A 24,655-nucleotide genomic window follows, 5' to 3' on the forward strand; every position below is an offset into this window, starting at 1 on the left:
ACACATTTTTGACAGCTCCACCACATCGCCTAAGTTTGGAAGGCAGCTTCGGAAAAGCTGCTTCTTCCAATCGATGTCATGGAGCTTCATTTATGCGTACTGGCTATTTCTACTCTCTGGTTTTTGCCCTTCTCACTAGCGCCTCTATTGCGGCCATTGCTGCGCCGACGGCTGCGCCAGAGGCTGCCAAGGCACCCTTGATGCTGGACGTTGCCGCCAAGGCTCAAACCGGTAAGGTCGATCTCAATGGGGCCGATGCGCCGACTCTGCAGCGCGAGTTGTCCGGGATTGGTGAGGCGAAGGCCAAGGCGATTGTTGCGTATCGTGAGAATAATGGGCCGTTTTCGTCCGTCGACGAATTGCTGGAAGTGAAAGGGATCGGCAAAGCCATTCTGGACAAGAATCGCGAGAAACTGGAAGTGAACTAAGCTTGTAAGTCCACCACAAGAGGCCGGTCATTGACTGGCCTTTTTTGCATATTGCCGCAGTGAGCGATTGGCTCCTTTCATCGGAATGAAAAAAATTACGGCTATCATACGGTGATTAAATTATGCCTATAATAAATTCGTAATTCGCGCAGACGCCCTGATTCTCAGGCGCTTGCCTTCCCTCCAGCATTCCTCTCGGGAGCACAGTCATGAATTCTGTCCAGAGCCAAGGTACGGCCCTTGTCACCGGCGCATCTTCCGGCATTGGTGCGGTTTACGCGCAGCGGTTGGCGGCGCGTGGTTTTGATTTATTGTTGGTGGCCCGTGATCAGGAACGGCTAGAGGCCGCGGCGAGCAAGTTGCGCGCCGCGCATGGTGTTCAGGTGGAGGTGCTGAAGGCGGACCTGACGCAAAAGGATGATGTGTTGAAGGTCGAGCAGCGTCTGCGCAGTGATTCGAGCATCAGTCTGTTACTGAACAATGCCGGTGTTGGAGCGGACGGTTTGTTGGCCAACGCCGACATGGATCAACTGGAACGGTTGATTCAGCTGAACGTCACCACGGTGACGCGTCTGGCCTCGGCAGCGGCTGCCAGCTTTGCCAAGGCCGGTCGCGGGACGATCATTAATATCGCGTCGGTGGTGGCGTTGTTTCCTGAGCGGTTCAACGCGACGTACAGCGCGAGCAAGGCGTATGTGTTGAGTCTGACCCAGTCGTTGAACGCTGAGCTGGACGGCACCGGGGTTCAGGTTCAAGCGGTGTTGCCGGGCGTAACACGCACCGAAATCTGGGAGCGCTCCGGTATCGATGCAACCCAGATTCCGGCGGAGATGGTCATGGAAGCAGAGGAGATGGTCGATGCGGCGTTGTCGGGGCTGGATCAGGGTGAGTTGATCACCATTCCTTCCTTGCCGAATCTCTCTGAGTGGGAGTCCTATGTAGCGGCGCGTCATGCGATGGCGCCGAATCTGTCCAGAAGCACGGCCGCCACGCGTTACAAGTGAGGCACCATGAATCGGCTTGAGGTATTTGCGTTATGAGTAATCGTCGAGTAGTCGTCACGGGTATGGGCCTCGTGTCGCCGTTGGGTAGCGGTGTCGAAGCGGTTTGGGCACGCCTGTTGGCCGGGCGCTCGGGGTTGCGGGTGTTGCCGGACGAAGTGGTGGCCGATCTGCCGGCCAAGGTCGGTGGCGCGGTGCAGACGCTGGCGGAAGACGCCGAGGCGGGTTTTGACCCGGATCGGGCGACGTCGCCCAAAGAGCAGAAGAAGATGGATCGCTTCATCATGTTTGCCATGGAGGCGGCGCGTCAGGCGCTGGAGCAGGCCGGTTGGCAAGCGCTGGACGCCAATGCCCAGGAGCGCACCGCCACCATTATTGGCTCGGGCGTGGGTGGTTTTGGCGCGATTGCCGACGCGGTGCGCACTACCGATAGCCGTGGCCCGCGACGTTTGTCGCCGTTCACCATTCCTTCGTTTCTGGTCAACCTTGCGGCGGGCCATGTGTCGATCCAGCACGGTTTCAAGGGGCCTTTGGGGGCTCCGGTAACAGCGTGCGCGGCCGGGGTTCAGGCGATTGGTGACGCGGCGCGGCTGATTCGATGTGGCGAGGCGGACATTGCGGTGTGTGGCGGTGCGGAGGCGGCGATCGATCGTGTCAGCCTCGCCGGGTTTGCGGCGGCTCGAGCCTTGTCCAGCGGTTACAACGACACACCGGAACGCGCCTCGCGGCCGTTCGACAGTGGCCGCGATGGCTTTGTGATGGGCGAGGGCGCGGGCCTTCTGGTGATCGAATCCCTGGAGCATGCCTTGGCGCGCGGCGCTCAACCCTTGGCCGAGCTGGTCGGTTATGGCACCACTGCCGATGCCTATCACCTGACGGCGGGTCCTGAAGATGGCAGCGGTGCACGACGAGCGATGTCACTGGCGTTGGCCCAGGCGGGCATTTCGCCGGCACAGGTGCAGCATCTCAACGCTCATGCCACCTCGACACCGATTGGGGATTTGGGCGAGTTGGCGGCCATCAAGTCGTTGTTCGGCTCGGACAACAAGATAGCCGTGACGTCGACCAAGTCCGCGACCGGGCATTTACTCGGCGCTGCTGGCGGAATCGAGGCGATCTTTACCCTGTTGGCGATCCGCGATCAGGTGGCGCCGGCGACGCTCAACTTCGATAACCCGGATCCGGCGGCGCAAGGGGTGGACATCGTTCACGGTCAGGCGCGTCCGATGGCCATCGAGTATGCGTTGTCCAACGGCTTCGGATTTGGTGGCGTGAACGCCAGTGTGTTGTTCAAGCGCTGGGAGGGCTAGTTCGCAGGGATGGCACGAATAGTGATTACTCATTCGCTGACGATTGTTGAACAATCACGAGGCATTGAGTATGAGCAGCGGACTGTCCCTGGCCGACCACATCACATTGGAGTTACGCGCTGACATCATCGGTGGTCGTTTGCTGCCTGGCATGGCGCTGGTGGAAAACGATCTGGTGTCGGCTTATAACGCCTCGCGAAACACGATTCGCGAGGCGTTGCACCGTCTGGGGCAGGAAGGGCTGACCCGTTATGTCCGCAACAAGGGCGTGATGGTGCGCAGGCTGGGAGTCGATGATGTGCGCGATCTGTTCAAGGTCCGTCGCACTCTGGAACTGCAAGCCATCAGCACCAGTCAGCCATTGCGTGAGTATCAGTCCGATCGGATGCTCGAAGCGCTGGAGGCCACCGAGCTGGCCCGGGAGCGTGAGGACTGGCGCGCCGTCGGCACCCACAGCCTGGCGTTTCATCAACACATCGTCGGGTTGCTGCGCAGCCCGTTGTTCGATGAGTTCTTCACCAACGTCGTCGCGCAACTGCGCCTGGTGTTTTGCGCCGCTCCCGATGAATCACGTTTTCAGGCGCCCTGGCTGGCTCGCGATCGGCAAATACATGACTTGCTGGCCGACGGCGATAAGCGTGCGGCCGGGGACGCCATGAGCCTTTATCTCGATGACTCCGAACACCTCCTGTTGCAGATGCTTGCCCCTTCTTCCCATCACTGATCGAGGATTTGTGCCATGTACAAAGACTATCCGGCGGCCTACCAAGTCAGCAAAGGCTCGGCCTTGCAGGTGGATACAGCCTTCTACGAAAGGATCCGCGACAAAAAAGAGGGGCGCACGCTGATCGAGCAGTTTGAAGTGCCGATCCGCACCGGCCGTGCCTGGAATGTGCCGGCGGGGCATGTGTTCAGGGTCACGACGCCTGTCGGCCCGCAAGTCGGGGACTTCAATGTCTGGAATGCCCACGACCCGCGCGAACGCTTGTGGGCCGCGCGGACCCGGCAGTTGCAGGGCGCGCATGTCAGCACCCATGACCGGCTCTGGTCGAACCTGCCCTTTTTACGGCCGCTGGTGACCATTACCGACGACAGCCTGGCGGGTTATGGCATCGACGAACATGGTGGGCGTTTGCACGATTTGCTGGGGACGCGCTGCGATCCCTATGTGAACAAAATGCTCACGGGCGAGGATTTCCATCATCACTGCCACTCCAATCTGACTCGCGCAGTGTTGCCCCATGGCCTGACCGAGTTTGACGTGCATGATGTGCTGAACATTTTTCAGTGCACCGGCTTGAATCACGACGACATGTACTTCATGAAAGCCTGCCCGGCGCAAAAGGGCGATTACCTGGAGTTCTTTGCCGAGATTGATTTGCTGTGCGCGCTGTCGACCTGCCCGGGTGGCGATCTGTCGCTCGCCATGTGGGGGCCGGATGCGCAGGATCCGTTGAGCGTGTGTCGTCCGCTGGGGGTGGAAATTTACCGGTTGGAGGATTCGTTGCTTGAGGGCTGGAGCCAGCCGGAGCGTGCGGCTTACAAAGGGATGCATGGCTTGCACATTGCCAAGGCGGATTGGGAAAAGTAAGCCTTAAAAGCAAAAAGATCGCAGCCTTCGGCAGCTCCTACAGGGAAACGCATATTCCATGTAGGAGCTGCCGAAGGCTGCGATCTTTTGATCTAGCGGTCTAGCGGTCTAGCGGTCCTGCGCATCCTTGGCATCCGCTTGCGCATTGCGTTCGGCGACGCGTTTACGTTGCTCTTCAGTCAATTCGACCTTGTTGGCGGTATCGCGCAGCATCATCAAACCGCCAACGATCGAGCCAATGGCAACGATCAGAATCAACCAGGCATACCAGGGCATAACGGCTCTCCTTAAAGGCAGGCCGGTGGGCGAAGGTTCGCCGATCGATCCTGCATACCACTTTTGAGCGATGGAATTTCGCAGTGGTTCCATTCTAGGCCTGTTATGCCCCGTTCATCTGCGCCACGTCTTCGAAACCTGCACATTCCCGGGTAGGAGCTGCCGCAGGCTGCGATCTTTTGATCTTCAGCGATACATCTGGCACCGAAGATCAAAAGATCGCAGCCTGCGGCAGCTCCTACGCGGAAGCGGTGTGTGAAGTTAGAGCCCGGTCAACATCGCATCGGCCGGCGCATCGGCACGTAGTTGCGCGGTGAGCATGAAGTACACGAAACCCACTGCCATGAAGCCGAGGAATATCAACCCGATCAAGGTGTTGAACCAGGCCATCGCCACCAGGCACACCACCGCCAGCACCAGCGCAATGAATGGCACCAATGGGTAGCAAGGCGCGCGGAAGGTGCGTTCCAGGTTCGGTTCGGTTTTGCGCAGTTTGAACAGGCTGAGCATGCTCATGATGTACATCACGATCGCGCCGAATACCGCCATGGTGATCATCGCCGCCGTCAGCGTCATGCCACCGAGGTTGATCAAACCGTCGCTATAGATCGCCGCAATGCCGATCACGCCACCGGCGATAATCGCCCGGTGCGGGGTCTGGAAGCGCGACAGTTTGGCCAGGGATGTCGGCAGATAACCGGCCCGGGCGAGGGCGAAAAACTGCCGCGAGTAGCCGAGGATGATCCCGTGGAAACTCGCCACCAGACCGAACAGACCGATCCACACCAGCATGTGCAACCAGCCGGAGCTTTCGCCGACCACGGCTTTCATGGCTTGGGGTAGCGGATCGTTGATGTTCGACAGGGTGCGCCAGTCGCCAACGCCGCCGGCAAAGAACATCACGCCCATGGCCAGCAGCACCAGGGTCAGGATGCCGCTGATATAGGCCTTGGGAATCGTGCGTTTCGGGTCCTTGGCTTCTTCGGCGGCCATGGCCGCGCCTTCGATGGCCAGGAAGAACCAGATGGCGAACGGAATGGCCGCGAACATACCGGCAATCGCCGGCGCACCGAACACATCAGAACCGGCCCAGCCGTTGAGGGCGAAGTTACTGAAGCTGAACGCCGGGGCGACCACACCCATGAACACCAGCAATTCGGCGACCGCCAATACGCAGACCACCAGTTCGAAGGTCGCGGCCAGTTTCACGCCGAGGATGTTCAGGCCCATGAACACGATGTAGGCACCGACCGCCGCATGTTTCGGGTCGAGGGCCGGAAACTGCACGTTCAGGTAGGCACCGATCGCCAGGGCAATCGCCGGTGGGGCGAAGACGAATTCGATCAGGGTTGCCAGCCCGGCAATCAATCCACCTTTTTCGCCAAAGGCGCGGCGGCTGTAGGCAAAGGGACCGCCGGCATGGGGGATCGCCGTGGTCAGTTCAGTGTAGCTGAAGATGAAGCAGGTGTACATGGTGGCGACCATAAAGGAGGTCACCAGAAAACCCAGGGTGCCGGCCACGCCCCAGCCGTAACTCCAGCCGAAGTACTCACCGGAAATCACCAGCCCGACCGCGATACCCCACAGGTGCAGCGTGCCCAGCGTGGGTTTGAGTTGTGTGTTCATGCGTTGCTCCCTGAACGGTTTGGAAAGCTCGGGGGAGGGCGTGTGCAGCGGGCGTGCCATTTTGCAGGTGGGCGTCGTAAAGCGCTGAAAGCTGTCGTATCGAGGATGTTCGCGGCTGGATGGGCGCTTTTTGTGCGCCAGTTGAGGGCGGTGTTGCCTGTTCTGACCCTATCGCGAGCAGGCTCGCTCCCACATGGAATAGTGTTTGCCGACACACCGCAGATACCCTGTGGGAGCGAGCCTGCTCGCGATAGCGGTCGTCCTGACACCGCTGCAAGCCCGGTATAAACCCACTCTTTACGCATTCTTTATGCCCCGCCACCTCCCTCGATCTCGCGCCTTTACAGCCTCCCTGCAGACAATCACTCCACACACGGCAATACGCCGTAACACGGAGAACTTCCATGAGCGTTCTGGACGGGGTGTCACTGCTATTGGCAGTGGGGCTGTTCATTTATCTGTTGGTTGCGCTGTTGCGCGCGGACCGGAACTAGGAGCGGCTATGCACAGTTATGACTATTGGCTGATCCTCGCCTTCTTCGCCCTGGTGCTGATCCCGGCACCGTTCCTGGGGCGCTTCTACTACAAGGTGATGGAAGGTCAGCGCACCTGGCTTTCACCGATTCTCGGGCCGGTGGAGCGTGGTTGCTATCGGGTGGCCGGCGTCGATCCGCAGGCCGAACAGAGCTGGCAGAAATACACCCTGGCCTTGCTCGCCTTCAACCTCGCGGGTTTTTTGCTGTTGTTCGCGATTCTGCTGTTCCAGGATTACTTGCCGCTGAATCCGCAAAACCTGCCGGGTCAGGAATGGACGCAAGCGTTCAATACCGCCGTCAGCTTCATGACCAACACCAACTGGCAGTCCTACAGCGGTGAAGCGACCCTGAGCTACCTGAGTCAGATGGTCGGACTCACCGTGCAGAACTTCGTCAGCGCCGCCACCGGGCTCGCCGTGTTGGTTGCGCTGTGTCGTGGCATCGGGCGCAAATCCACCAAGACCCTGGGCAACTTCTGGGTCGACATGACCCGCGCTACCCTCTACGGCCTGTTGCCGTTGTGCCTGTTGCTGGCGCTGTTTCTGGTCTGGCAGGGCGTGCCACAAACCTTCGCTCATTACGTGAATGCCGTGACCATGCAGGGCGTCGATCAAGTGATTCCACTCGGCCCGGCTGCCAGCCAGATTGCGATCAAGCAACTGGGCACCAATGGCGGTGGTTTCTTCGGCGTCAACTCGGCGCACCCGTTCGAGAACCCGACGGCCTGGAGCAACCTGTTCGAAGTTGCCTCGATCATTCTGATTCCGGTGGCACTGGTGTTCACCTTCGGCCACTACGTGAAAGACCTGCGTCAGAGCCGCGCGATCATCGCCTGCATGCTGGCGCTGTTCTTGATCGGCGGCGCGACCTCCTTGTGGGCTGAATACCAACCCAATCCGACCCTGGCCAACGTCGCCGTCGAGCAGACCGCGCCACTGGAAGGCAAGGAAGCGCGATTCGGCACCACCGCCACCGTGCTGTGGTCGGTGACCACCACTGCGGCGTCGAACGGTTCGGTCAACGGCATGCACGACAGCCTCAACCCACTGAGCGGCATGGTCGCGTTGGTCAACATGATGGTTGGCGAAGTGATCTTCGGCGGCGTCGGAGCCGGGCTCTATGGCATGTTGCTCAACGTGCTGATCGCGGTGTTCCTCGCCGGCCTGATGATCGGCCGCACCCCGGAATACCTTGGCAAGAAACTGCAGGCCCGGGAAGTTCAGTTGCTGGTGGTGACCTTGCTGGTGATGCCGGTCGGCGTGCTGGTGCTGGGTGCGATTGCCGCCAGCCTGCCAGGCCCGGTCGCGGCGGTGAGTAACCCTGGTGCTCACGGTTTCAGTCAGTTGCTTTATGCCTACACCTCCGCCAGTGCCAACAACGGTTCGGCGTTTGGCGGCTTCGGTGCCAACACCGCGTTCCACAACCTGATGCTGGGCCTGGGCATGTTGATCGGTCGCTTCGGCTACATCCTCCCGGTGCTGGCCCTGGCCGGCAGCCTGGCGATGAAGAAAACCGCGCCGATCGGCCAGAACAGCTTCCCGACCCACGGCCCGCTGTTCGTGACCTTGTTGACCGTGACCATTTTGCTGGTGGGTGGTTTGACCTTCCTGCCGACGCTGGCGCTGGGTCCGATTGCTGAACACCTGAGCCTGGGCTTCTAAGGAGTCAATGATGAATATGCCCGCAACTAAAGCCGCCGTCGTCAAGGCGCCGGAACAACCGAAAACCGCGATCTCGGCCCTTTGGCGCCCGGCGCTGGTGCAAGCCTTCGTCAAACTTGATCCACGGCAATTGCAGCGTGCGCCGGTGATGCTGGTGGTGGAACTGACCGCGATTCTGACCACCGTGCTGTGCTTCATTCCCGACAGCGCCGTGCCGACCTTCGTCGCCGCGCAAATCGCGTTGTGGCTGTGGTTCACCGTGTTGTTCGCCAACTTCGCCGAAGCGTTGGCCGAAGGTCGCGGCAAGGCCCGCGCCGACAGCCTCAAGGCCGGCAGCGAAGGCTTGAGTGCCCGGCGCAAAAATGCCAACGGCAGCTTTCAGATCGTGCCCGCCACCAGCCTGCGCAAGGACGATGTGGTGCGCGTCGAAGCGGGGGAGATGATTCCCGGTGACGGCGAGGTGATCGAAGGCATCGCGGCGGTCAATGAGGCGGCGATTACCGGTGAATCGGCCCCCGTGATTCGCGAGTCCGGTGGCGACCGTTCGGCCGTCACCGGCAATACTCGACTGGTGTCTGACTGGCTGCTGGTGCGCATCACCGCCAACCCCGGCGAGTCGACCCTGGACCGCATGATCGCGCTGGTCGAAGGCGCCAAACGCCAGAAAACCCCCAACGAAGTGGCGCTGGATATCCTGCTGATCGGCCTGACCCTGATCTTCCTGCTGGTGGTGGTGACCCTGCAACCGTTCGCCCACTTCGCCAACGGCAGCCTGCCGCTGGTGTTTCTGGTGGCGTTATTGGTCACGCTGATTCCAACCACCATCGGTGGCTTGCTGTCGGCCATCGGTATCGCCGGGATGGACCGTCTGGTGCGCCTGAACGTGATCGCCAAATCCGGTCGCGCCGTGGAGGCTGCGGGGGACGTGCACGTCCTGCTGCTGGACAAGACCGGCACCATCACTTTCGGCAACCGTCGTTGCTCCGCGGTCTATGCCGCCCCTGGCGTCAGCGCCAAAGAACTGGCCGAAGGCGCGTTGTTCGCCTCACTGGCCGATGACACCGCTGAAGGCAAATCCATCGTCGACTACCTGCGTGGTCTGCACCCGCAACCCGAGCCATCCGCCGAGGTGCTGACCGCGGTCCCGTTCAGCGCTGAAACCCGCTTGTCCGGTGTCGACTATCAAGGCCGGGTCTATCGCAAAGGCGCGGTGGATTCGCTGCTGACCTTCGTCGGCCTGCAACGTGCCGACCTGGCGCCGGCCCTGTCCCGGGAAATCGACAAAATCGCCCAGAGCGGCGGCACGCCGTTGCTGGTCTGCGCCGACGGTAAATTGCTTGGTGTCATCCACCTCAAGGACGTGGTCAAGCCTGGCATCCGCGAGCGTTTCGCTGAACTGCGCAAACTGGGGATTCGTACGGTCATGGTCACGGGCGACAACCCGCTGACCGCCGCCGCGATTGCCGCCGAAGCGGGCGTGGATGACGTGCTGGCCGAAGCCACACCGGAGAAAAAACTGGCGCGCATTCGTCACGAGCAGAACGACGGTCGCCTGGTCGCCATGTGCGGCGACGGCGCCAACGACGCCCCGGCCCTGGCCCAGGCAGACGTGGGCATGGCGATGAACGACGGTACGCAAGCGGCGCGGGAGGCGGCGAACATGGTCGACCTCGACAGCGACCCGACCAAGCTGTTGGACGTGGTGCAGATCGGCAAGGAATTGCTAGTGACCCGCGGTGCGCTCACCACGTTTTCCATCGCCAACGACGTGGCCAAGTACTTTGCGATCCTGCCGGCGCTGTTCGCCTCGATCTACCCGCAACTGGGTGTGCTCAACGTCATGCACCTGAGCAGTCCGCAGAGCGCGATTCTGTCGGCGATCGTGTTCAACGCCTTGATCATCGTGGTGCTGATTCCGTTGGCATTGCGCGGTGTGCGGGTGCAAGCGGTGAGCGCGGCGGCGTTGCTGCGGCGCAATCTACTGATCTACGGGTTGGGCGGGATTCTGGTGCCGTTCGTGGGCATCAAGGCGATCGACATGCTGTTGACGGCGTTGCATCTGGTTTGACCCCGAGCGGTGTGCCAGCTGCGCCGCCATCGCGAGCAGGCTCGCTCCCACAGGGGATCTTCGTTGACCACAAATTGTGCGCACGACAGCTATCTAATTGTGGGAGCGAGCCTGCTCGCGATGAATGCGCCACGGTGCACCTGACTGAATGCTGTATTTGTTATCCGAATCCGAGGATTTTGAAATGTCCACATTGATACGTCCGGCCCTGAGCCTGCTGGTGCTGATGACCCTGATCACCGGCGTCGCTTACCCCTTGGTGGTCACCGGTGTCGCCCAGGTCGCCTTCCCGGATCAGGCCAACGGCAGCCTGGTGCGTGATGCCGACGGCAAGGTCCGCGGCTCGTCGCTGATTGCCCAGGATTTCGTCGGTGACGCCTGGTTCCACCCACGGCCGTCGGCCGGTGCGTTTGCCACCGTGTCGAGTAGCGCCAGCAACCTTTCGCCAAGCAATCCGGCGTTGGCCACTCGGGTTATCGAGGAGGCCAATAAATTGCAGGTGCCAGGGCAAGGCCCGGTGCCGTTGGCCCTGCTGACCACCTCCGGCAGCGGCCTCGATCCGCACTTGCCACCGGCCGCGATTGCCTATCAACTGGCGCATGTCGCGGCGGCGCGCAATCTACCGGTGTCTACGCTTGAGCAACTGCTGAACGCGCACATCGAGAAGCCCTTGGTGGGGCCGCCGGTGGTGAATGTGTTGGCGCTGAATATGGCGCTGGAAAAGTTGTAAGTCGGTGGCGCCGCCAATCGCGAGCAGGCTCGCTCCCACATTGGATCTGTGAACACTGAAGATCCCTTGTGGGAGCGAGCCTGCTCGCGATGGCGGCTGAACAATCACTACACCAACATATGAAAAAAGAGATCCCCAAGCATGAGTGACTCCGGCCGCGCCGACGCGCTGTTAGCAGACCTGCCCCGCGATGGCCGTGGCCGGCTCAAGGTGTTCCTTGGCGCAGCCCCGGGGGTTGGCAAGACTTACGCCATGCTGCAAGCCGCCCACACTCAACTGCGCCAAGGCGTGAAAGTCATGGCCGGGGTGGTCGAAACCCACGGTCGCGCCGAAACCGAAGCGCTACTGGCTGGCTTGCCGCAGCAGCCGTTGGTGCGCTCGGAATACCGCGGCGTGATGCTCGAAGAAATGGACCTCGACGGTCTGCTTGCCGCCAAACCGAAACTGGTGCTGGTGGACGAGCTGGCCCACAGCAACGCCCCCGGCAGTCGGCACGCCAAACGCTGGCAAGACATCCAGGAACTGCTGGCCGCCGGCATCAACGTGTACACCACGGTCAACGTCCAGCACCTGGAAAGCCTCAACGATCAGGTGCGCGGCATCACCGGCGTGCAGGTGCGCGAAACCCTGCCGGACTGGGTGCTGCAAGAAGCTGATGAACTGCTGTTGATCGACCTGCCATCGCGTGAACTGCTGGAGCGTCTGCGCGACGGCAAGGTCTACGTGCCGGAGCAGGCGCGGGCGGCCATCGATGCGTTTTTCACCCAGACCAACCTCACTGCCCTGCGCGAACTGGCGATGCAAACCGCGGCCGCTCAGGTGGATAACGATCTGGCCCAGGGTTATCGCCAGTTGGGGCAGGCCGCGCCGACCGTGCGCGGTCGCTTGCTGGTGGGCGTCGATGGCGATGCTCAGGCCGAGCGTCTGGTGCGTCATGCCAGCCGTGTCGCCCAGCGCCGGCATCTGCCGTGGAGTCTGGTGCATGTGGACAACGGCCGTGTGCGCGACGAGCAGTCACGCCTGCGCCTGCAAAACGCTCAGCAACTGGCCGAACGCCTCGGCGGGGAAGTGGTGTTGCTGCGCGCCGGTGAAGTGGTGAAAACCTTGATCCAGCACGCCGCCGAACGTCGCGCCAGTCTGATATTGGTGGGGCAGTCCCGCCAGCGGTTGCGTCGACGGTTGTTCGGCGGTGGTCTGGCGTCCCGTTTACTGCGCGATGCCCGTGGGCTGGAAATCAACGTGCTCGACAGCGATCACGAACAGCATCAACCGCGCCAACGCTCGGCGCTATCGCTGGTCTGGTTCGACTACGCGTTGGCGCTGCTGGCGACCGTTCTCGCCAGTGCCCTGGCCTGGGCGGTGGCGAGTGTTCTGCCATTGCCGAACATCTCGCTGGTGTTCCTCGCGGCGGTGTTGCTGGTGGCGGTGCGCAGCAGCCTCGGCCCGGCGCTGGCCTGCGCGGCGCTGTCGTTTCTGACCTATGACTTTCTGTTCATCCCCCCCACGTTCTCCTTCAGCATCCAGCGTGAAGAAGACGTGCTGACCTTGCTGTTCTTCCTGCTGATGGCGGCCCTCACCGGCAACCTTGCGGCCCGGCAACGGCGGCAGTTGCAGGCCTTGCGCGATACCCAGGAAGAAACCAGTGAACTGCTCGACCTGTCGCGCAAACTCACCGCCGCCACCGACCGTCAGGCTGTGGTCAGTGCCGCGGCGCAGCACCTCAATGGCTGGAACGACCTGACTGTGTGCCTGCTCAATCGCGATGGCCAAAATAGCTGGAAAGTTGAAACCGGTGGGCCGCTGGAGTTCTCCGAAACCGAGCGCGCCGCCGCCGATTGGGCCTGGCAGCATGATCAACCGGCCGGCGCGAGCACCGGTACCTTGCCGTTTGGCCGCTGGTGGTGGTGGCCGTTGTCGGTGGATGATGGGCCGCTGGCGCTGCTCGGCGTGTGCGCCAAGGAAGGTCAGACCCTGAGTGGCCAGCGTCGACGCTTGCTGACCGCGCTGAGTCAACCGTTGGCCCAGGCGTTGGCCCGTGCGCAACTGGCCGATGACCTTGAAGCTGCGCGTTTGCATGGCGAAACCGAGCAACTGCGCAGTGCGCTGCTGGCCTCGGTGTCTCACGATTTGCGCACGCCGCTGACGTCCATGCGCGGCAGCATCGACAGCCTGTTGGCGCTTGGTGAGGCCATTCCCCTGGAGGATCGTCGCGAACTGCTCGAAGGCACTCGCGATGAAGCCGAGCGGCTGGATCGCTACATACAGAACCTGCTGGACATGACTCGCCTCGGTCACGGTGCCCTGAAGCTGGCGCGCGATTGGGTGTCGCCGGCAGACATCGTCGGCAGTGCACTCAATCGTCTGCGCGCGGTGCTGGCGTCGTTGCAGGTCAGCACCGAAGTGCCGGGCGAACTGCCGCTGCTCTATGTGCATGCCGCGTTGATCGAGCAAGCGCTGGTCAATGTGCTGGAAAACGCCGCGCGTTTCTCACCGCCCCACGGGCGTCTTGAGTTGCGTGCCGGGGTCAATGACAGCGAGCTGTTTTTCTCGGTGAGCGATGAAGGGCCGGGCATTCCGGAGGAGGAACGGGCGAAGGTTTTCGACATGTTCTACACCGCCGCTCGCGGTGATCGGGGCGGGCAGGGCACCGGGCTGGGGCTGGCCATCTGTCAGGGTATGATTGGTGCCCATGGCGGGCGGATCAGCATCGCCGACGGCATCGAAGGGCGCGGTACCTGCATCACCTTGCACTTGCCGCTGCAGACTCAACCGGGGCTGGACAGTGAAGCCTGAACTCGTCTGCGCTACTCTCTTGCCTCTTCTTTGTGTTGATGTGAATTCATGAACCAGACCACGACCATTTTGGTCATCGACGACGAACCGCAGATCCGCAAGTTCCTGCGCATCAGTCTCGCCTCCCAGGGCTACAAAGTGCTGGAAGCCGGCACCGGCACGGAAGGCCTGGCCCAGGCCGCGTTAAACCAACCCGACCTGCTGGTGCTTGACCTCGGCCTGCCGGACATGGACGGCCAGCAGGTGTTGCGCGAGTTTCGCGAGTGGTCGACGGTGCCGGTCCTGGTGCTCTCGGTGCGCGCCAGCGAAGGGCAGAAAGTACAAGCCCTGGATGGCGGCGCCAACGATTACGTGACCAAGCCATTCGGCATCCAGGAGTTTCTGGCCCGAGTACGCGCCTTGCTGCGTCAGGCACCGGCCGGTGAAGCCCAGGAAGCGGCACTCAGTTTCGGTCCGCTCACCGTGGACCTGGCTTATCGCCGGGTGCTACTGGACGGCGCCGAAGTGGCGCTGACGCGTAAGGAATACGCCGTACTGGCGCAACTGGCGCGGCATCCGGGGCGGGTCATCACCCAGCAGCAATTGCTCAAGGACATCTGGGGCCCGACCCACACCGAGGACAGCCACTATCTGCGGATTGTGGTCGGGCACCTGCGGCAGAAACTGGCGGATGATCCGACTCAGCCACGGTTCATCGTCACCGAAGCGGGGGTGGGGTATCGGTTGTTGAGTGAGGGAAGTCTTTAGTTTTGTGTTGTTCGGGCGATTGCTTTCGCGGGCAAGCCTCGCTCCTACGGATTGATGTCGGTCACAACACATATGACCGACTCAAACCCTGTAGGAGCGAGGCTTGCCCGCGATGAGGCCCTTTGATTCACCCGAGAACCTCAAGATTCCCGTTCATTCTCATACCGATCCAGCGTATCGCGCGCAATTTCGCGCCCCAGCGCGATCAGTTCCGGTGCCTTGTAGAACTCGAAGAACCGGCACACCCGCTTGGGCACGTTGATCAGGATATCCGGCGGATACCCGGCAATCTTGTACTGCGCCAATGACGTCTGCATCACCTCAAAGCTCTGGTTGATCAAGTCCAGCAAAGACGCTGGCCCCACGTTGTCGATAATGAACGATCCGGTGGCGGATTTCGGTGCGCCATTACTTTCCGGGGCCGCCGCCGGTTGCTGGCCTTCGGGCTCGGCGGATTCGATCCACGGGTTAATGTCCGCGGCGTCGGCCTTCAGCGCTTCCTGTTCAATCAGCAGCAATTGTTCGGCCTGTTTACGGCGGAATGGCATCTTCGAACCCAGCGAGTTGATCAGGCTGTCGAAGCGGGACCTGAACGCGGCCGGGCGCTGGATCACCGGCAGTTGATAGTGACGCTGGTTGGTGGAGTTGAGGTTGACCGCGATGATCAGGTCGCAATGGCTCGACACCACTGGCACGATCGGCAAAGGGTTGAGAATGCCGCCGTCCACCAGCATCCGATTGCCCTGCATCACCGGCGTGAACAGGCTGGGGATCGCCGCCGAAGCGCGCATGGCCTGGTGCAGGCAGCCTTCCTGGAACCAGATTTCCTGCTGGTTGGTCAGGTCTGTGGCCACCGCCGTGTAGGGAATGCGCAAGTCTTCGATGTTGACCTCGCCGACGATCTTGCGGATCTGCCCGAAGACCTTCTCCCCGCGAATCGCGCCCAGGCGAAAACTGACGTCCACCAGGCGCAAGACGTCGAGGTAATCCAGGCTCTCGATCCAGTCGCGATAATCGTTGAGTTTACCGGCGGCATAAATCCCACCGACCACCGCACCCATGGAACAACCGGCGATGCAGGCGATGTCGTAGCCACGTCGTTCTATTTCTTCAATGACCCCAATGTGAGCGTAGCCCCGGGCTCCGCCTGAGCCCAGTACCAGTGCGACACGCTTTTTCATGAATCGCCCTCTTTGACAAGGTTCAACAATGCACCCATCGAGGGACAGGCTTCAATCACTATGGTCGTTCGAGGGGGCTGGGCGTCGTTTTTCGACACTGCAAGAAGATCAATGGGTAGCGCTCGCGAGCGCTATAGTTTGTACTTCGGAGCAAGGCACTTTTCATGCGCCGTACCGTCTTACCTGCACGATTGTTTATTTACCTTTGAGGTGTGAGTGATGAAAGCTTGGATTTGTGTGCCGTTGATTGCCCTGGCGCTCGCCGGTTGTGCTGGTAAAACCGCTTACCGTGATAGCTGCGGTAGTCAGCTCGACGCCGCCTGGCATGAGCTGGACCTGGCCAAGGCCGAAGGTTTCGCCGGGACTGTCAGCTACTCCAAGGCGCTTTCGTTACTGACCGGTGCCAAAACCCAGCAGCAATTCGAAGCATACGAGGGGTGTACCAGGAAGGCCGAGAAGGCACGCTTCTATATTCGTGAGTCCCGCGCCGGCCGTTGAGGCATGGTATAGGCCCTAAAGGGCATTCGATTCAGGGAGCAAGCGATGTCTGACTTGGTTGATCGGTTGGTGGCTCAGGTTCTGAGCCTGGACGTTCGCCTGCTCGCTTGTCAGGCGCGCTTGAGTGCTCGTACCGACCCGGAAGCGTTGCACGATCTGCGCACCACTGTGCGGCGTTTGCGTAGCCTGGTGCGGCCCTTGCGCGGTTTGCCGGGTGTGGAGCAACTGGAAGCAGCGGCGTCCCGGGTCGGTGACCTGACCACACCATTGCGCGATCGCGAAGTGCTGGCGGCGTACTTGCTCCAGCACGATCAACCTGAGGCCGCTCACCGGCGCATGGCGCGGATGGCCGAGGCTTATCCGGCGGTGGCGGCAAGCCCGGAGCTGGCGCAGTTGCTGATGATTTTCGATGCCTTTCCGCGCTTTCTGCGGGCTTCCCAGCGTCAGGGCTTGCTCAAGGGATTGCGCAAGCGCATCGAAAAACGCCTGGCCAAACAATGGAAGAAACTCGACCAGGCCCTGCACGATCCCGCCCATGACCGCCATCGTTTGCGCTTGCTGATCAAGCGCGTGCGCTATGGCATCGAAGCCTACCCCGAACTGGACCGCTTGCCGAAGGCGGCCCTGCCCAGACTGAAATCGGCCCAGGCTGCTTTGGGCGATTGGCACGACAGCTGGCAGTGGCTGGACCGGGCCAAAGAAGAACCCGATTTACAGCCGTGTGTCGCGGTCTGGAAAACCACCCTGGCCACGGCCGAAGAGCGCGCCGACCGCGTCCTCGAAAAATTCAGCGCCGCCTGCTTCAAATCCTGAAAACCCCACCGCCCCCGTAGGAGCTGCCGCAGGCTGCGATCTTTTGATTTTCAGCGTAAGTGATGACGCTAAAGATCAAAAGATCGCAGCCTTCGGCAGCGCCTACGGGGGCGGCGGTGTTATCCGGCCTATCTGTCGGGCTCTTTGGCCGGAATAAGCGCTGTGCCAGCTTTGCGGGCTGGTTAAGATCGCTCCATCCATTTCCTGCCTCTGAGGTTCCCATGCGCTTTTCCGATCTGCTCGACGCTGTTCGAAGCCAGCCGCTGGAGCTGTCTATTCCGGCCGAATGGGGTCAGGGGCGGGCGAGTTTTGGCGGGCTGATAGCTGCTTTGCAATACGAAGCCATGCGCGCAAAAGTCCCGGCGGATCGTCCGGTGCGTTCGCTGGCAATCACCTTTGTCGGCCCGGTCGAGCCCGATGTGCCGGTCAGCTTTGAAGTCGATGTACTGCGCGAAGGCAAAGCCGTCAGCCAGGTGCTGGGTCGGGCGATGCAGAAGGGGCAAGTGGTGACGTTGATTCAGGGCAGCTTCGGCGCTTCGCGGCCATCCGAAGTGGCGGTTACGGCCAACGTAGCGCCTGAGATGAAGCACTGGGACGACTGCCAGGAAATGCCCTATATCAAAGGCGTGACCCCGGAATTCATGCGTTACCTGGCCATGCGCTGGAGTGTCGGTGGCCTGCCGTTCACGGGTAACCAATCGCGGGAAATGGGTGGTTGGGTACGCTTGCGCGAGGGTGGGGAGGACGAGGCGGTCAGCGAGGCGCATATTCTGGCGCTGGTCGACGCCTGGCCTCCGTCCTTGTTGTCGCATCTGAAGAAGCCGGCGGCAGGCAGCACGCTGACCTGGACCATCGAGTTCGTCCAGCCGTTGCTTGCGTTGAGCACGCTGGATTGGTGCAAGTACCTGGTGGAAATCGAGTATGCCGCTGACGGCTACGGGCACGCCGCGGCAAAACTCTGGAGCGAAGATGGTCAGTTGATCGCCATGAGCCGGCAGACCGTCACGATTTTCGCCTGATCAATGACGACGACGGTGGCGCTCACGCCAGGCGCGCCACCAGCCGCCGCTGAGGAAAAACCGTGGGAAGGTCAGGAACTGCTCGACCAGCAAGCGTGATACCGCATCTTTGCGATCACTGAACGGCTCGGAGGCTTGCGCTTCCAGGCTGTGACCGTGGCGCTGCAAGCCCAGGGCGGCGAGCAGGCCGATGACACCGATCGCGATGCTCGCCAGGTCCAGGCTGAACACACCCGAGACCATCAGCAAAAACGCCACGATGAACAACGGCACGGCAATCAGGTGCAGCACCAGATTGGTCGGGTGCTGGTGATTGTGCGGGTACGCTCGCCATTGCCAGGCGGGAAGGTTGGGGTGACGTTTGCCCATGGTGCTTATCCTTGGTTCGTTGAGGCTCTTGAACAAAGAATAGGCCCGGCACAAGTCATCGGCGAATCAAGGCTGGCTATCGAAGTGATAGGGGTCATGGGCAATATTGATGTTGACCGGGCTGACGCCTTCGCGGGCAAGCCTCGCTCCTACGAGGATTTGTGAACGCACCCATCTCGTGTAGGAGCGAGGCTTGCCCGCGAAGAGGCCCTCAAAGCTTGAGCTGCCCGATGGCCTTGCTCAATTCCCCGGCCAACATCGCCAACTCATTGCTGGTGATCGCCGAATTCACGGTCTGCTGCACGGTGTTTTCGGTCACATCGCGAATGCTCACCACCGCCCGATTCATTTCTTCCGCCACATGGCTCTGCTGCTCGGCTGCCACCGCGATCTGCGTATTGCTTTCACGCATCTGCGCCACCGCGCCGGTGATCTCGGCCAGGGCCACGCTGGCTTCCTGAGCCTGCTGCATGCAGTCGTCCGCCTTGTATGAGCTTTCCTGCATGAAGTCCACCGCGTCCCGAGTGCCGGCTTGCAGCGCTGAAACCATGGTGGTGATTTCGTCCGTGGACGTCTGGACTCGCTTGGCGAGGTTGCGCACCTCATCGGCGACTACCGCAAACCCGCGGCCCATTTCACCGGCCCGGGCCGCTTCGATGGCCGCGTTAAGGGCCAGCAGGTTGGTCTGTTCGGCGATGCTGTGGATCACGCTGACCACGCCGTTGATCTTCTGGCTGTCCTCGGCCAGACGCTGAATCATCTCGGCCGTTTGCTGTACGCCAGAGGACAATCCGCCAATCGATTTTTGCACCCGAGTCACCACTTCCTGACCGCTGCCGGCCAGGGTGTCGGCGGTTTGCGAGAGGTCGCGGGTGGCGCCGGCGTGCTGGGCGATGTGATGGACAGTGGCGGTCATTTCGTTGATCGCCGTGGCGGCCTGATCGGTTTCGCTTTGTTGACCGAGCATGCCGTGACGCACCTCGTTCATGCTCGAGGCCAGCCGCGCAGCGCCGACATCCAATTGTCGGGCGGTGCTGGCGACGGTGTTGACCACCCGTTGATAACCGGCCTGCATGGCGTTGAACGCGTTGGCCATCTGTCCGACTTCATCCTGGCAGGCCAGCGGTACACGGGCCGACAAGTCACCGGTTTTCTCGACGTGGAGCATCACGTCTTTCAAGGTATTGAGCTGGCTGAGCAGGAAACGGATCAACAGTTGCGACGCGCCGAGCATCGCCAGCATCAGGATAAATACCGCTACCGCGTAATGGGTGAAGCGTTCGGCGAACACCTGACTCAGGCTCGGGCCGTAGGCAATCACCGCGACCTGTTGACCGTCGGGGCGGGTGAACACCTCGGCGCCCATCAACGGGTTTTCACCGAACAGTGGCATGGCGTTGATCTCGACCCAACCGTTGGTGTCGGCCAGCTCCAGCACCGGTTGCCCATTCAGCAACGGCGCCTGCCCGCGATTGAAGGTCAGCAGGTTATCGGCCTTGGGCAGCGGTTGCCCGGCAGGCCAGGCATTGAGCAATCGCCCCTGGGCCTGGGCCGAAGCCTGGGCGGCGTGGCTGCGAGCCTGCTGTTCAAGCTGTACGGCGTATAGCACCAGCAACAGGGTGGTGACGAAGGCGACCGCATTGACCGCCCAGAATTTGTATTTCAGCGAGATGTTGCTAAGCCAGGCACCCATGGAGGTCTTCTCTGATAGCGGAAACAGTTTTGGCAAGGTGCCAGCATTGTGCCGCTATTCAGGGATTCAGATGTTGATGCAGGTCAACGAGCACAGCCTATCCCAATGTGGGAGCGAGCCTGCTCGCGATGGTGGCACCTGCAGCATTTATGTTGCTGACGGACCGCTATCGCGAGCAGGCTCGCTCCCACAGGGGATTTGTGGTTACTGGGGGATCGAAGGCAACCCGAAGAACGCCCGCGCACAGGCGGTGCTGTGGGCGGCCAGCTCTTCTTGGCTTTCCCCACGATGCAACGCCACCTCACGCAACACTTCGGTCAGATACGCCGGTTCGTTGCGACCATTCTTCGGCTTGGGACGCAGACTGCGCGGCAGCAGATACGGCGCGTCACTCTCCAGCATCAAACGCCCGGGTTTAATTTCTTTGACCAACGGATGCAGGTGCGTGCCTCGGCGTTCATCGCAGATCCAGCCGGTGATGCCGATGTGCAAATCCAGGTCGAGATAGCTGAACAGCGCCTTCTTTTCACCGGTGAAGCAGTGCACCACGGCCGCCGGCAACTGGTCGCGATAATCGCGCAGGATCTCCAGCAACCGTTGACTGGCGTCGCGCTCATGCAGGAATACCGGCAATTGCAGCTCGACTGCCATCGCCAGATGTTCTTCGAGGACTTTTTCCTGTTTCGGGCGGGGCGAGAAATCACGATTGAAATCGAGACCGCATTCGCCTACGGCCACCACATTTGGCTCCTTGAGCAAACCGCGCAGACGCTGAGCGCTGTCGGCGTTCCAGTCACTGGCCGAGTGCGGGTGAATACCGGCCGTGGCGAACAGCCGTTGAGCGCTTTCGTCCAGTTGCTGGCACAGCTCCAGCGCCTGTTCACTGCCCTCGACGCTGGTACCGGTGAGCACCAGTTGGCAGACCCCGGCAGCATACGCGCGGTCGAGCACAGCCTGGTGTTTGTCGGCAAAACTGGGGTTGGTCAGGTTGACGCCGATATCGATGAGTTGCATGGTGCTACCTCAGACCAAAGGCCGGAAAGCATATCAGAGCTGTAGATTTATAAGAAAAGCCAAGAACTACAACGAGTTAAAGCTGTCTGTTGAGGCCGCGAGACAGGTCGGGTTGGTAGAATTGCCATCACTGTGCCACTCTCTCGCACTTTACCAGCGCTTCAGGCGCTCTGTTTCTGTTGCCCGATGTCATGAAATCACCCATGAGGTCGGCCAGTATTCTTTCCGGAGAGTGGATGACTCGTCCCTCGGTTTTGTTACTGCTGTGTTGTTCGTTGCTGCTGCCGATGCCGGCGGTTGCGCGTCTGGCCGGGCCGTTGCAAACCGTGCCCGCGGCCAAGGTCCGCGACCTTGCGGACATTCGCAGCAGCCGCGTGTTGCGGGTGCTGGTCAACCAGAGCCGCAACAGCTCCGGCGAAGTCCAGGGCCAGACCATCGGCGTCGAATACCACCGTCTGCGCGCTTTCGAGCAATACCTTAATGGCCACGCCCGTGATGGCCAGGAAGTCACCCTCAAAATCATCCCCAAGGCCAAGGATCAACTGCTCGGCGCGTTGCAGCGCGGGGAAGGGGATCTGGTTGCGCCGGGGGAACTGCTCGATCCGCAATCGGGCCACGGCGTCAGCACCAGTGAACCAATCGCCAGTAACGTGCCGATGCTACTGGTGGGGATCAAAGGCGAACGACGTTACACCCGACTCGAGCAACTCTCGGGTAAAACCCTGGCGCTACCCACTGGCAGTGCTGCCGGGGATGCAATCAGTCAGATCAATCAGAAACTCACGCTGCACAAACTGCCCCCGGTGAAGATCGAGTGGGTCGATCCAAGCCTGGCCGTCGAGGACGTGCTGGAAATGGTCCAGGGCGGAATCTTTCATCTGACGATCGTCGAGCAACCGATTGCCGAGCGCTGGGGCAAGATCCTGCCCAAGTTGCGCTTTGATCGCCAGGTGCTCATCAGCGAGCCGGGTGAGGAATACTGGTTCGTGCGCCGCGACGCCTCGATGCTTCGCGCAAGCATCGATCGCTTCCTGACCACCTACAAGACGCCGTCGGATCAGGATGCGGCGTTCCTGCGGATCTATCGGCGCTTGTATCAAGTGCATTACCCCTTGGCCAAGGCTGACCGGCAGCGCCTGGAAAAACTTCGACCGGTGCTGCAAAAACATGCCGAGGCCCAAGGCATGGACTGGCTGAACCTGGCGGCGCTGGCCTTCAAGGAGTCGGCCCTGCAACCCAATGCCAGAAGCGGCAATGGCCCCACCGGCCTGATGCAAATCACCCCGTCCGCTGCCGAGCGGGTTGGCGTCAGTAACATTGAGAACCTCGATGCCAATGTGCAGGCCGGTGCCAAGTACCTGGCGATGATCCGCCGCAAGTTTTTTGCCAGCCCCAAACTCAACGAGCGCGAGCGCATGGCGTTCGTGCTGGCGGCTTACAACATGGGGCCGGAGCGGGTTCAGGGCATGCGCGCCGAGGCCCGGCGGCGCGGCTTGAATCCTAATCAGTGGTTCTTCCAGGTCGAGCGCATTGCCATGGAGCAGGTGGGGATGGGCGCCGTCAGCTATGTTAATAGCGTGAACAAGTATTACCTGGCGTTCGATCGGGAGCGGGAGTCGTTGGAGCCCCAGGGGCAAAAAGTTGCCTCACGGAAATAATCGATTAATCTGATTGTTATGGTGCGTTTTTTGCGCTTTTAACATGAGTTTTATTGATTAATATAGCGGCCAACCAACACACACTCACAATGGATGACACAGCATGAGCACACTGATCAACAAGGTACTGTCCACCCGCGCGGGCTACGGTCTGACCATTTTGCGGATCTTCGTCGGCATCATCTTCGCGGCCCACGGCTCACAGAAACTCTTCGGCGCGTTCGGTGGCTACGGAATTGCCGGCACTGCGCAGTACATGGAAAGCATCGGGCTGGCACCCGGTCACCTGATGGCGATCATGGCCGGTGGTACCGAGTTCTTTGGTGGTCTGGCGCTGATCATCGGCCTGCTGGCACGCCCGGCAGCGCTGGGGCTGACCTTCCTCTCGCTGGTGGCTATTTTCACGGTGCACATCGGCAACGGCCTGTTCATGGCCAACAACGGTTATGAATTCGCCCTGGCCTTGCTCGGTGGCAGCCTCGCGGTGCTGATCGAAGGTGCAGGCAAGCTGTCGGTAGACCGCGCCATCACCGGCTGACTGCTCTGGTTCAACGAAAAGGCCCGTACGGTGAGCTCACTGTGCGGGCCTTTTTGTTGCTGGTGATTCTTGACACTGTCCGGTCAGCTTCTCTAGGATGCTGCTCATGCGCCGATTTAAACAGCTACTTGCGGGGCGCCAGGTGACTCATCCAGTTGCCGATAGAAGCTTGAAACAGGCTTCGAAATACCGCTAAAGCGCTGGTTCGGTGTTGCCTCTCACCTGCCATGCAGACTTTTGAGGCAGAGACACGACACAATGAATGCATTAAGCCCAGTTGTACGCCCCGCGCCGATCACGGCACACCTCTCCCAGCGCAATCCAAAAATCCTGCTTGGCGGCAAACATCAGCCAACGCTGTTGCGTTATCTCGATGGCTGGCCACGACGTACCGGCGGCCCCGCAGCGTTCCTGATTCAGTTTGTCGATGATGGCGAGTCATTGGCACGGTTTGCCAACGACAGCTTCGATCTGGCGGTCATTCAGGCGCCCAGCGCCGAGGATGCACCTGAAATGATCAAACAGCTGGCCCGTGTTGCGCGCCAAGGGCTGATTGCCCGCCGCTAAGGCTCAGAGCGCTGCGGCTCAAAGGTATTCGATCGCCACGATATACACGCATTGTTCACCCGTTGGCGTCTGGACCCGTACTTCGGCGTCCAGTGCCTTGCCGATCAAGGCGCGGGCCAGTGGTGAGTCAATGCTGATCAGGTTCAGTTTCAAGTCCAGCTCATCCGGCCCGACGATGCGATAGCGCGACTCTTTGCCGTCTTCATCTTCAATCGTGACCCAGGCGCCAAAGTAAACCTTGTTCGGATCGCTGGGTTTCTCACTGACAACCTTGAGCGCTTCCAGGCGTTTGGTGAGAAAGCGCACGCGGCTATCGATCTCGCGCAGCATTTTTTTGCCGTAGGTGTACTCAGCGTTTTCCGAGCGATCACCCTGTGCCGCCGCCTCACTGACCGATTGCGTCACTTGCGGTCGGCGCACATGCCAGAGTTCGTGAAATTCGGCCCGCATCCGCGCTTCGCCTTCGGGGGTGATCAGCGCGGTGCCGGCGGTGCGGGGAGGGCGATAGCGGCTCATGACGACTTCTTGTGGTTGAGGA

General features: G+C 60.9%; 24 protein-coding genes. 17 read left to right on the forward strand and 7 right to left on the reverse strand.

Annotated features, from left to right (window positions below; genetic code table 11):
* Nucleotides 1-92: 92 nt before the first annotated feature.
* From KGB14_RS01370 to KGB14_RS01390, 5 genes are all read left to right on the forward strand, one after another.
* On the forward strand, nucleotides 93-428 hold the full coding sequence (locus KGB14_RS01370; protein ID WP_223483759.1) for a ComEA family DNA-binding protein: 336 nt from the start codon (nucleotides 93-95) through the stop codon (nucleotides 426-428).
* Between the two features lie 209 nt (nucleotides 429-637).
* On the forward strand, nucleotides 638-1,432 hold the full coding sequence (locus KGB14_RS01375; RefSeq protein ID WP_223483760.1) for an SDR family NAD(P)-dependent oxidoreductase: 795 nt from the start codon (nucleotides 638-640) through the stop codon (nucleotides 1,430-1,432).
* A 32-nt stretch (nucleotides 1,433-1,464) separates the two neighbouring features.
* Nucleotides 1,465-2,739, forward strand: a complete 1,275-nt coding sequence (gene fabF / locus KGB14_RS01380; RefSeq protein ID WP_223483761.1) for a beta-ketoacyl-ACP synthase II — start codon at nucleotides 1,465-1,467, stop codon at nucleotides 2,737-2,739.
* Between the two features lie 70 nt (nucleotides 2,740-2,809).
* Nucleotides 2,810-3,463: a GntR family transcriptional regulator gene (locus KGB14_RS01385; protein ID WP_223483762.1), complete on the forward strand. Its 654-nt coding sequence runs from the start codon at nucleotides 2,810-2,812 to the stop codon at nucleotides 3,461-3,463.
* A 15-nt stretch (nucleotides 3,464-3,478) separates the two neighbouring features.
* Nucleotides 3,479-4,330 carry an urea carboxylase-associated family protein gene (locus KGB14_RS01390; RefSeq protein ID WP_223483763.1) on the forward strand — a complete coding sequence of 284 codons (852 nt, stop codon included), beginning with the start codon at nucleotides 3,479-3,481 and terminating at the stop codon, nucleotides 4,328-4,330.
* Nucleotides 4,331-4,438: 108 nt separating this feature from the next.
* On the opposite strand, the gene KGB14_RS01395 is transcribed toward KGB14_RS01390, so the two are convergent.
* Together KGB14_RS01395 and eat are read right to left on the reverse strand one after the other, a co-directional pair.
* On the reverse strand, nucleotides 4,439-4,606 hold the full coding sequence (locus tag KGB14_RS01395; protein ID WP_111450692.1) for a DUF2897 family protein: 168 nt from the start codon (nucleotides 4,604-4,606) through the stop codon (nucleotides 4,439-4,441).
* 261 nt (nucleotides 4,607-4,867) lie between these two features.
* Nucleotides 4,868-6,232 carry an ethanolamine permease gene (gene eat / locus KGB14_RS01400; protein ID WP_223483764.1) on the reverse strand — a complete coding sequence of 455 codons (1,365 nt, stop codon included), beginning with the start codon at nucleotides 6,230-6,232 and terminating at the stop codon, nucleotides 4,868-4,870.
* Nucleotides 6,233-6,636: 404 nt separating this feature from the next.
* Between eat and kdpF the strand changes: the two genes are divergently transcribed.
* From kdpF to KGB14_RS01430, 6 genes are all read left to right on the forward strand, one after another.
* Nucleotides 6,637-6,726: a K(+)-transporting ATPase subunit F gene (gene kdpF, locus KGB14_RS01405; protein WP_007899818.1), complete on the forward strand. Its 90-nt coding sequence runs from the start codon at nucleotides 6,637-6,639 to the stop codon at nucleotides 6,724-6,726.
* Nucleotides 6,727-6,734: 8 nt separating this feature from the next.
* Nucleotides 6,735-8,429: a potassium-transporting ATPase subunit KdpA gene (gene kdpA, locus KGB14_RS01410; protein WP_223483765.1), complete on the forward strand. Its 1,695-nt coding sequence runs from the start codon at nucleotides 6,735-6,737 to the stop codon at nucleotides 8,427-8,429.
* Nucleotides 8,430-8,439: 10 nt separating this feature from the next.
* Entirely contained in the window at nucleotides 8,440-10,497 is a 2,058-nt protein-coding gene (gene kdpB / locus KGB14_RS01415) for a potassium-transporting ATPase subunit KdpB (protein WP_223483766.1), read from the forward strand.
* Between the two features lie 184 nt (nucleotides 10,498-10,681).
* Nucleotides 10,682-11,227, forward strand: coding sequence for a potassium-transporting ATPase subunit KdpC (gene kdpC / locus KGB14_RS01420; protein WP_223483767.1), 546 nt, complete (start codon nucleotides 10,682-10,684; stop codon nucleotides 11,225-11,227).
* Nucleotides 11,228-11,368: 141 nt separating this feature from the next.
* On the forward strand, nucleotides 11,369-14,020 hold the full coding sequence (locus tag KGB14_RS01425) for a sensor histidine kinase (RefSeq protein WP_223483768.1): 2,652 nt from the start codon (nucleotides 11,369-11,371) through the stop codon (nucleotides 14,018-14,020).
* Between the two features lie 48 nt (nucleotides 14,021-14,068).
* Nucleotides 14,069-14,767, forward strand: coding sequence for a response regulator (locus KGB14_RS01430; protein ID WP_223483769.1), 699 nt, complete (start codon nucleotides 14,069-14,071; stop codon nucleotides 14,765-14,767).
* Nucleotides 14,768-14,907: 140 nt separating this feature from the next.
* Here the strand turns inward: KGB14_RS01430 and KGB14_RS01435 are convergent, their stop codons facing one another.
* Nucleotides 14,908-15,948 carry a patatin-like phospholipase family protein gene (locus tag KGB14_RS01435; protein ID WP_223483770.1) on the reverse strand — a complete coding sequence of 347 codons (1,041 nt, stop codon included), beginning with the start codon at nucleotides 15,946-15,948 and terminating at the stop codon, nucleotides 14,908-14,910.
* Between the two features lie 219 nt (nucleotides 15,949-16,167).
* On the opposite strand from KGB14_RS01435, the gene KGB14_RS01440 reads away from it, so the two are divergent.
* The 3 genes from KGB14_RS01440 to KGB14_RS01450 all read left to right on the forward strand — a co-directional run bounded on the left by KGB14_RS01440 (nucleotide 16,168) and on the right by KGB14_RS01450 (nucleotide 18,278).
* A complete protein-coding gene (locus KGB14_RS01440) occupies nucleotides 16,168-16,446 on the forward strand; it encodes a hypothetical protein (protein ID WP_223483771.1) in 279 nt (92 codons plus the stop codon).
* A gap of 45 nt (nucleotides 16,447-16,491) precedes the next feature.
* Nucleotides 16,492-17,259, forward strand: coding sequence for a CHAD domain-containing protein (locus KGB14_RS01445; RefSeq protein WP_223483772.1), 768 nt, complete (start codon nucleotides 16,492-16,494; stop codon nucleotides 17,257-17,259).
* 221 nt (nucleotides 17,260-17,480) lie between these two features.
* Nucleotides 17,481-18,278 carry an acyl-CoA thioesterase gene (locus tag KGB14_RS01450; protein WP_223483773.1) on the forward strand — a complete coding sequence of 266 codons (798 nt, stop codon included), beginning with the start codon at nucleotides 17,481-17,483 and terminating at the stop codon, nucleotides 18,276-18,278.
* Here the strand turns inward: KGB14_RS01450 and KGB14_RS01455 are convergent, their stop codons facing one another.
* The 3 genes from KGB14_RS01455 to KGB14_RS01465 all read right to left on the reverse strand — a co-directional run bounded on the left by KGB14_RS01455 (nucleotide 18,279) and on the right by KGB14_RS01465 (nucleotide 21,354).
* A complete protein-coding gene (locus tag KGB14_RS01455) occupies nucleotides 18,279-18,647 on the reverse strand; it encodes a terminase (protein ID WP_223483774.1) in 369 nt (122 codons plus the stop codon).
* Nucleotides 18,648-18,858: 211 nt separating this feature from the next.
* Nucleotides 18,859-20,340, reverse strand: coding sequence for a methyl-accepting chemotaxis protein (locus KGB14_RS01460; RefSeq protein ID WP_223483775.1), 1,482 nt, complete (start codon nucleotides 20,338-20,340; stop codon nucleotides 18,859-18,861).
* Nucleotides 20,341-20,544: 204 nt separating this feature from the next.
* Nucleotides 20,545-21,354, reverse strand: coding sequence for a TatD family hydrolase (locus KGB14_RS01465; protein ID WP_223483776.1), 810 nt, complete (start codon nucleotides 21,352-21,354; stop codon nucleotides 20,545-20,547).
* Nucleotides 21,355-21,590: 236 nt separating this feature from the next.
* Here KGB14_RS01465 and KGB14_RS01470 point away from each other — a divergent pair, with 236 nt between their 5' ends.
* The 3 genes from KGB14_RS01470 to KGB14_RS01480 all read left to right on the forward strand — a co-directional run bounded on the left by KGB14_RS01470 (nucleotide 21,591) and on the right by KGB14_RS01480 (nucleotide 24,117).
* Nucleotides 21,591-23,012 carry a transglycosylase SLT domain-containing protein gene (locus tag KGB14_RS01470; RefSeq protein WP_223483777.1) on the forward strand — a complete coding sequence of 474 codons (1,422 nt, stop codon included), beginning with the start codon at nucleotides 21,591-21,593 and terminating at the stop codon, nucleotides 23,010-23,012.
* 103 nt (nucleotides 23,013-23,115) lie between these two features.
* Entirely contained in the window at nucleotides 23,116-23,550 is a 435-nt protein-coding gene (locus tag KGB14_RS01475; RefSeq protein WP_223483778.1) for a DoxX family protein, read from the forward strand.
* 258 nt (nucleotides 23,551-23,808) lie between these two features.
* A complete protein-coding gene (locus tag KGB14_RS01480) occupies nucleotides 23,809-24,117 on the forward strand; it encodes a class I SAM-dependent methyltransferase (protein ID WP_223483779.1) in 309 nt (102 codons plus the stop codon).
* 18 nt (nucleotides 24,118-24,135) lie between these two features.
* Here KGB14_RS01480 and greB read toward each other — a convergent pair whose 3' ends face one another.
* A complete protein-coding gene (gene greB, locus KGB14_RS01485; RefSeq protein WP_223483780.1) occupies nucleotides 24,136-24,633 on the reverse strand; it encodes a transcription elongation factor GreB in 498 nt (165 codons plus the stop codon).
* Nucleotides 24,634-24,655 lie beyond the last annotated feature (22 nt).

Origin of the sequence: Pseudomonas sp. A-RE-19 (assembly GCF_019956555.1) — a bacterium.
In the GTDB taxonomy this organism is placed as follows: Bacteria; Pseudomonadota; Gammaproteobacteria; order Pseudomonadales; family Pseudomonadaceae; genus Aquipseudomonas.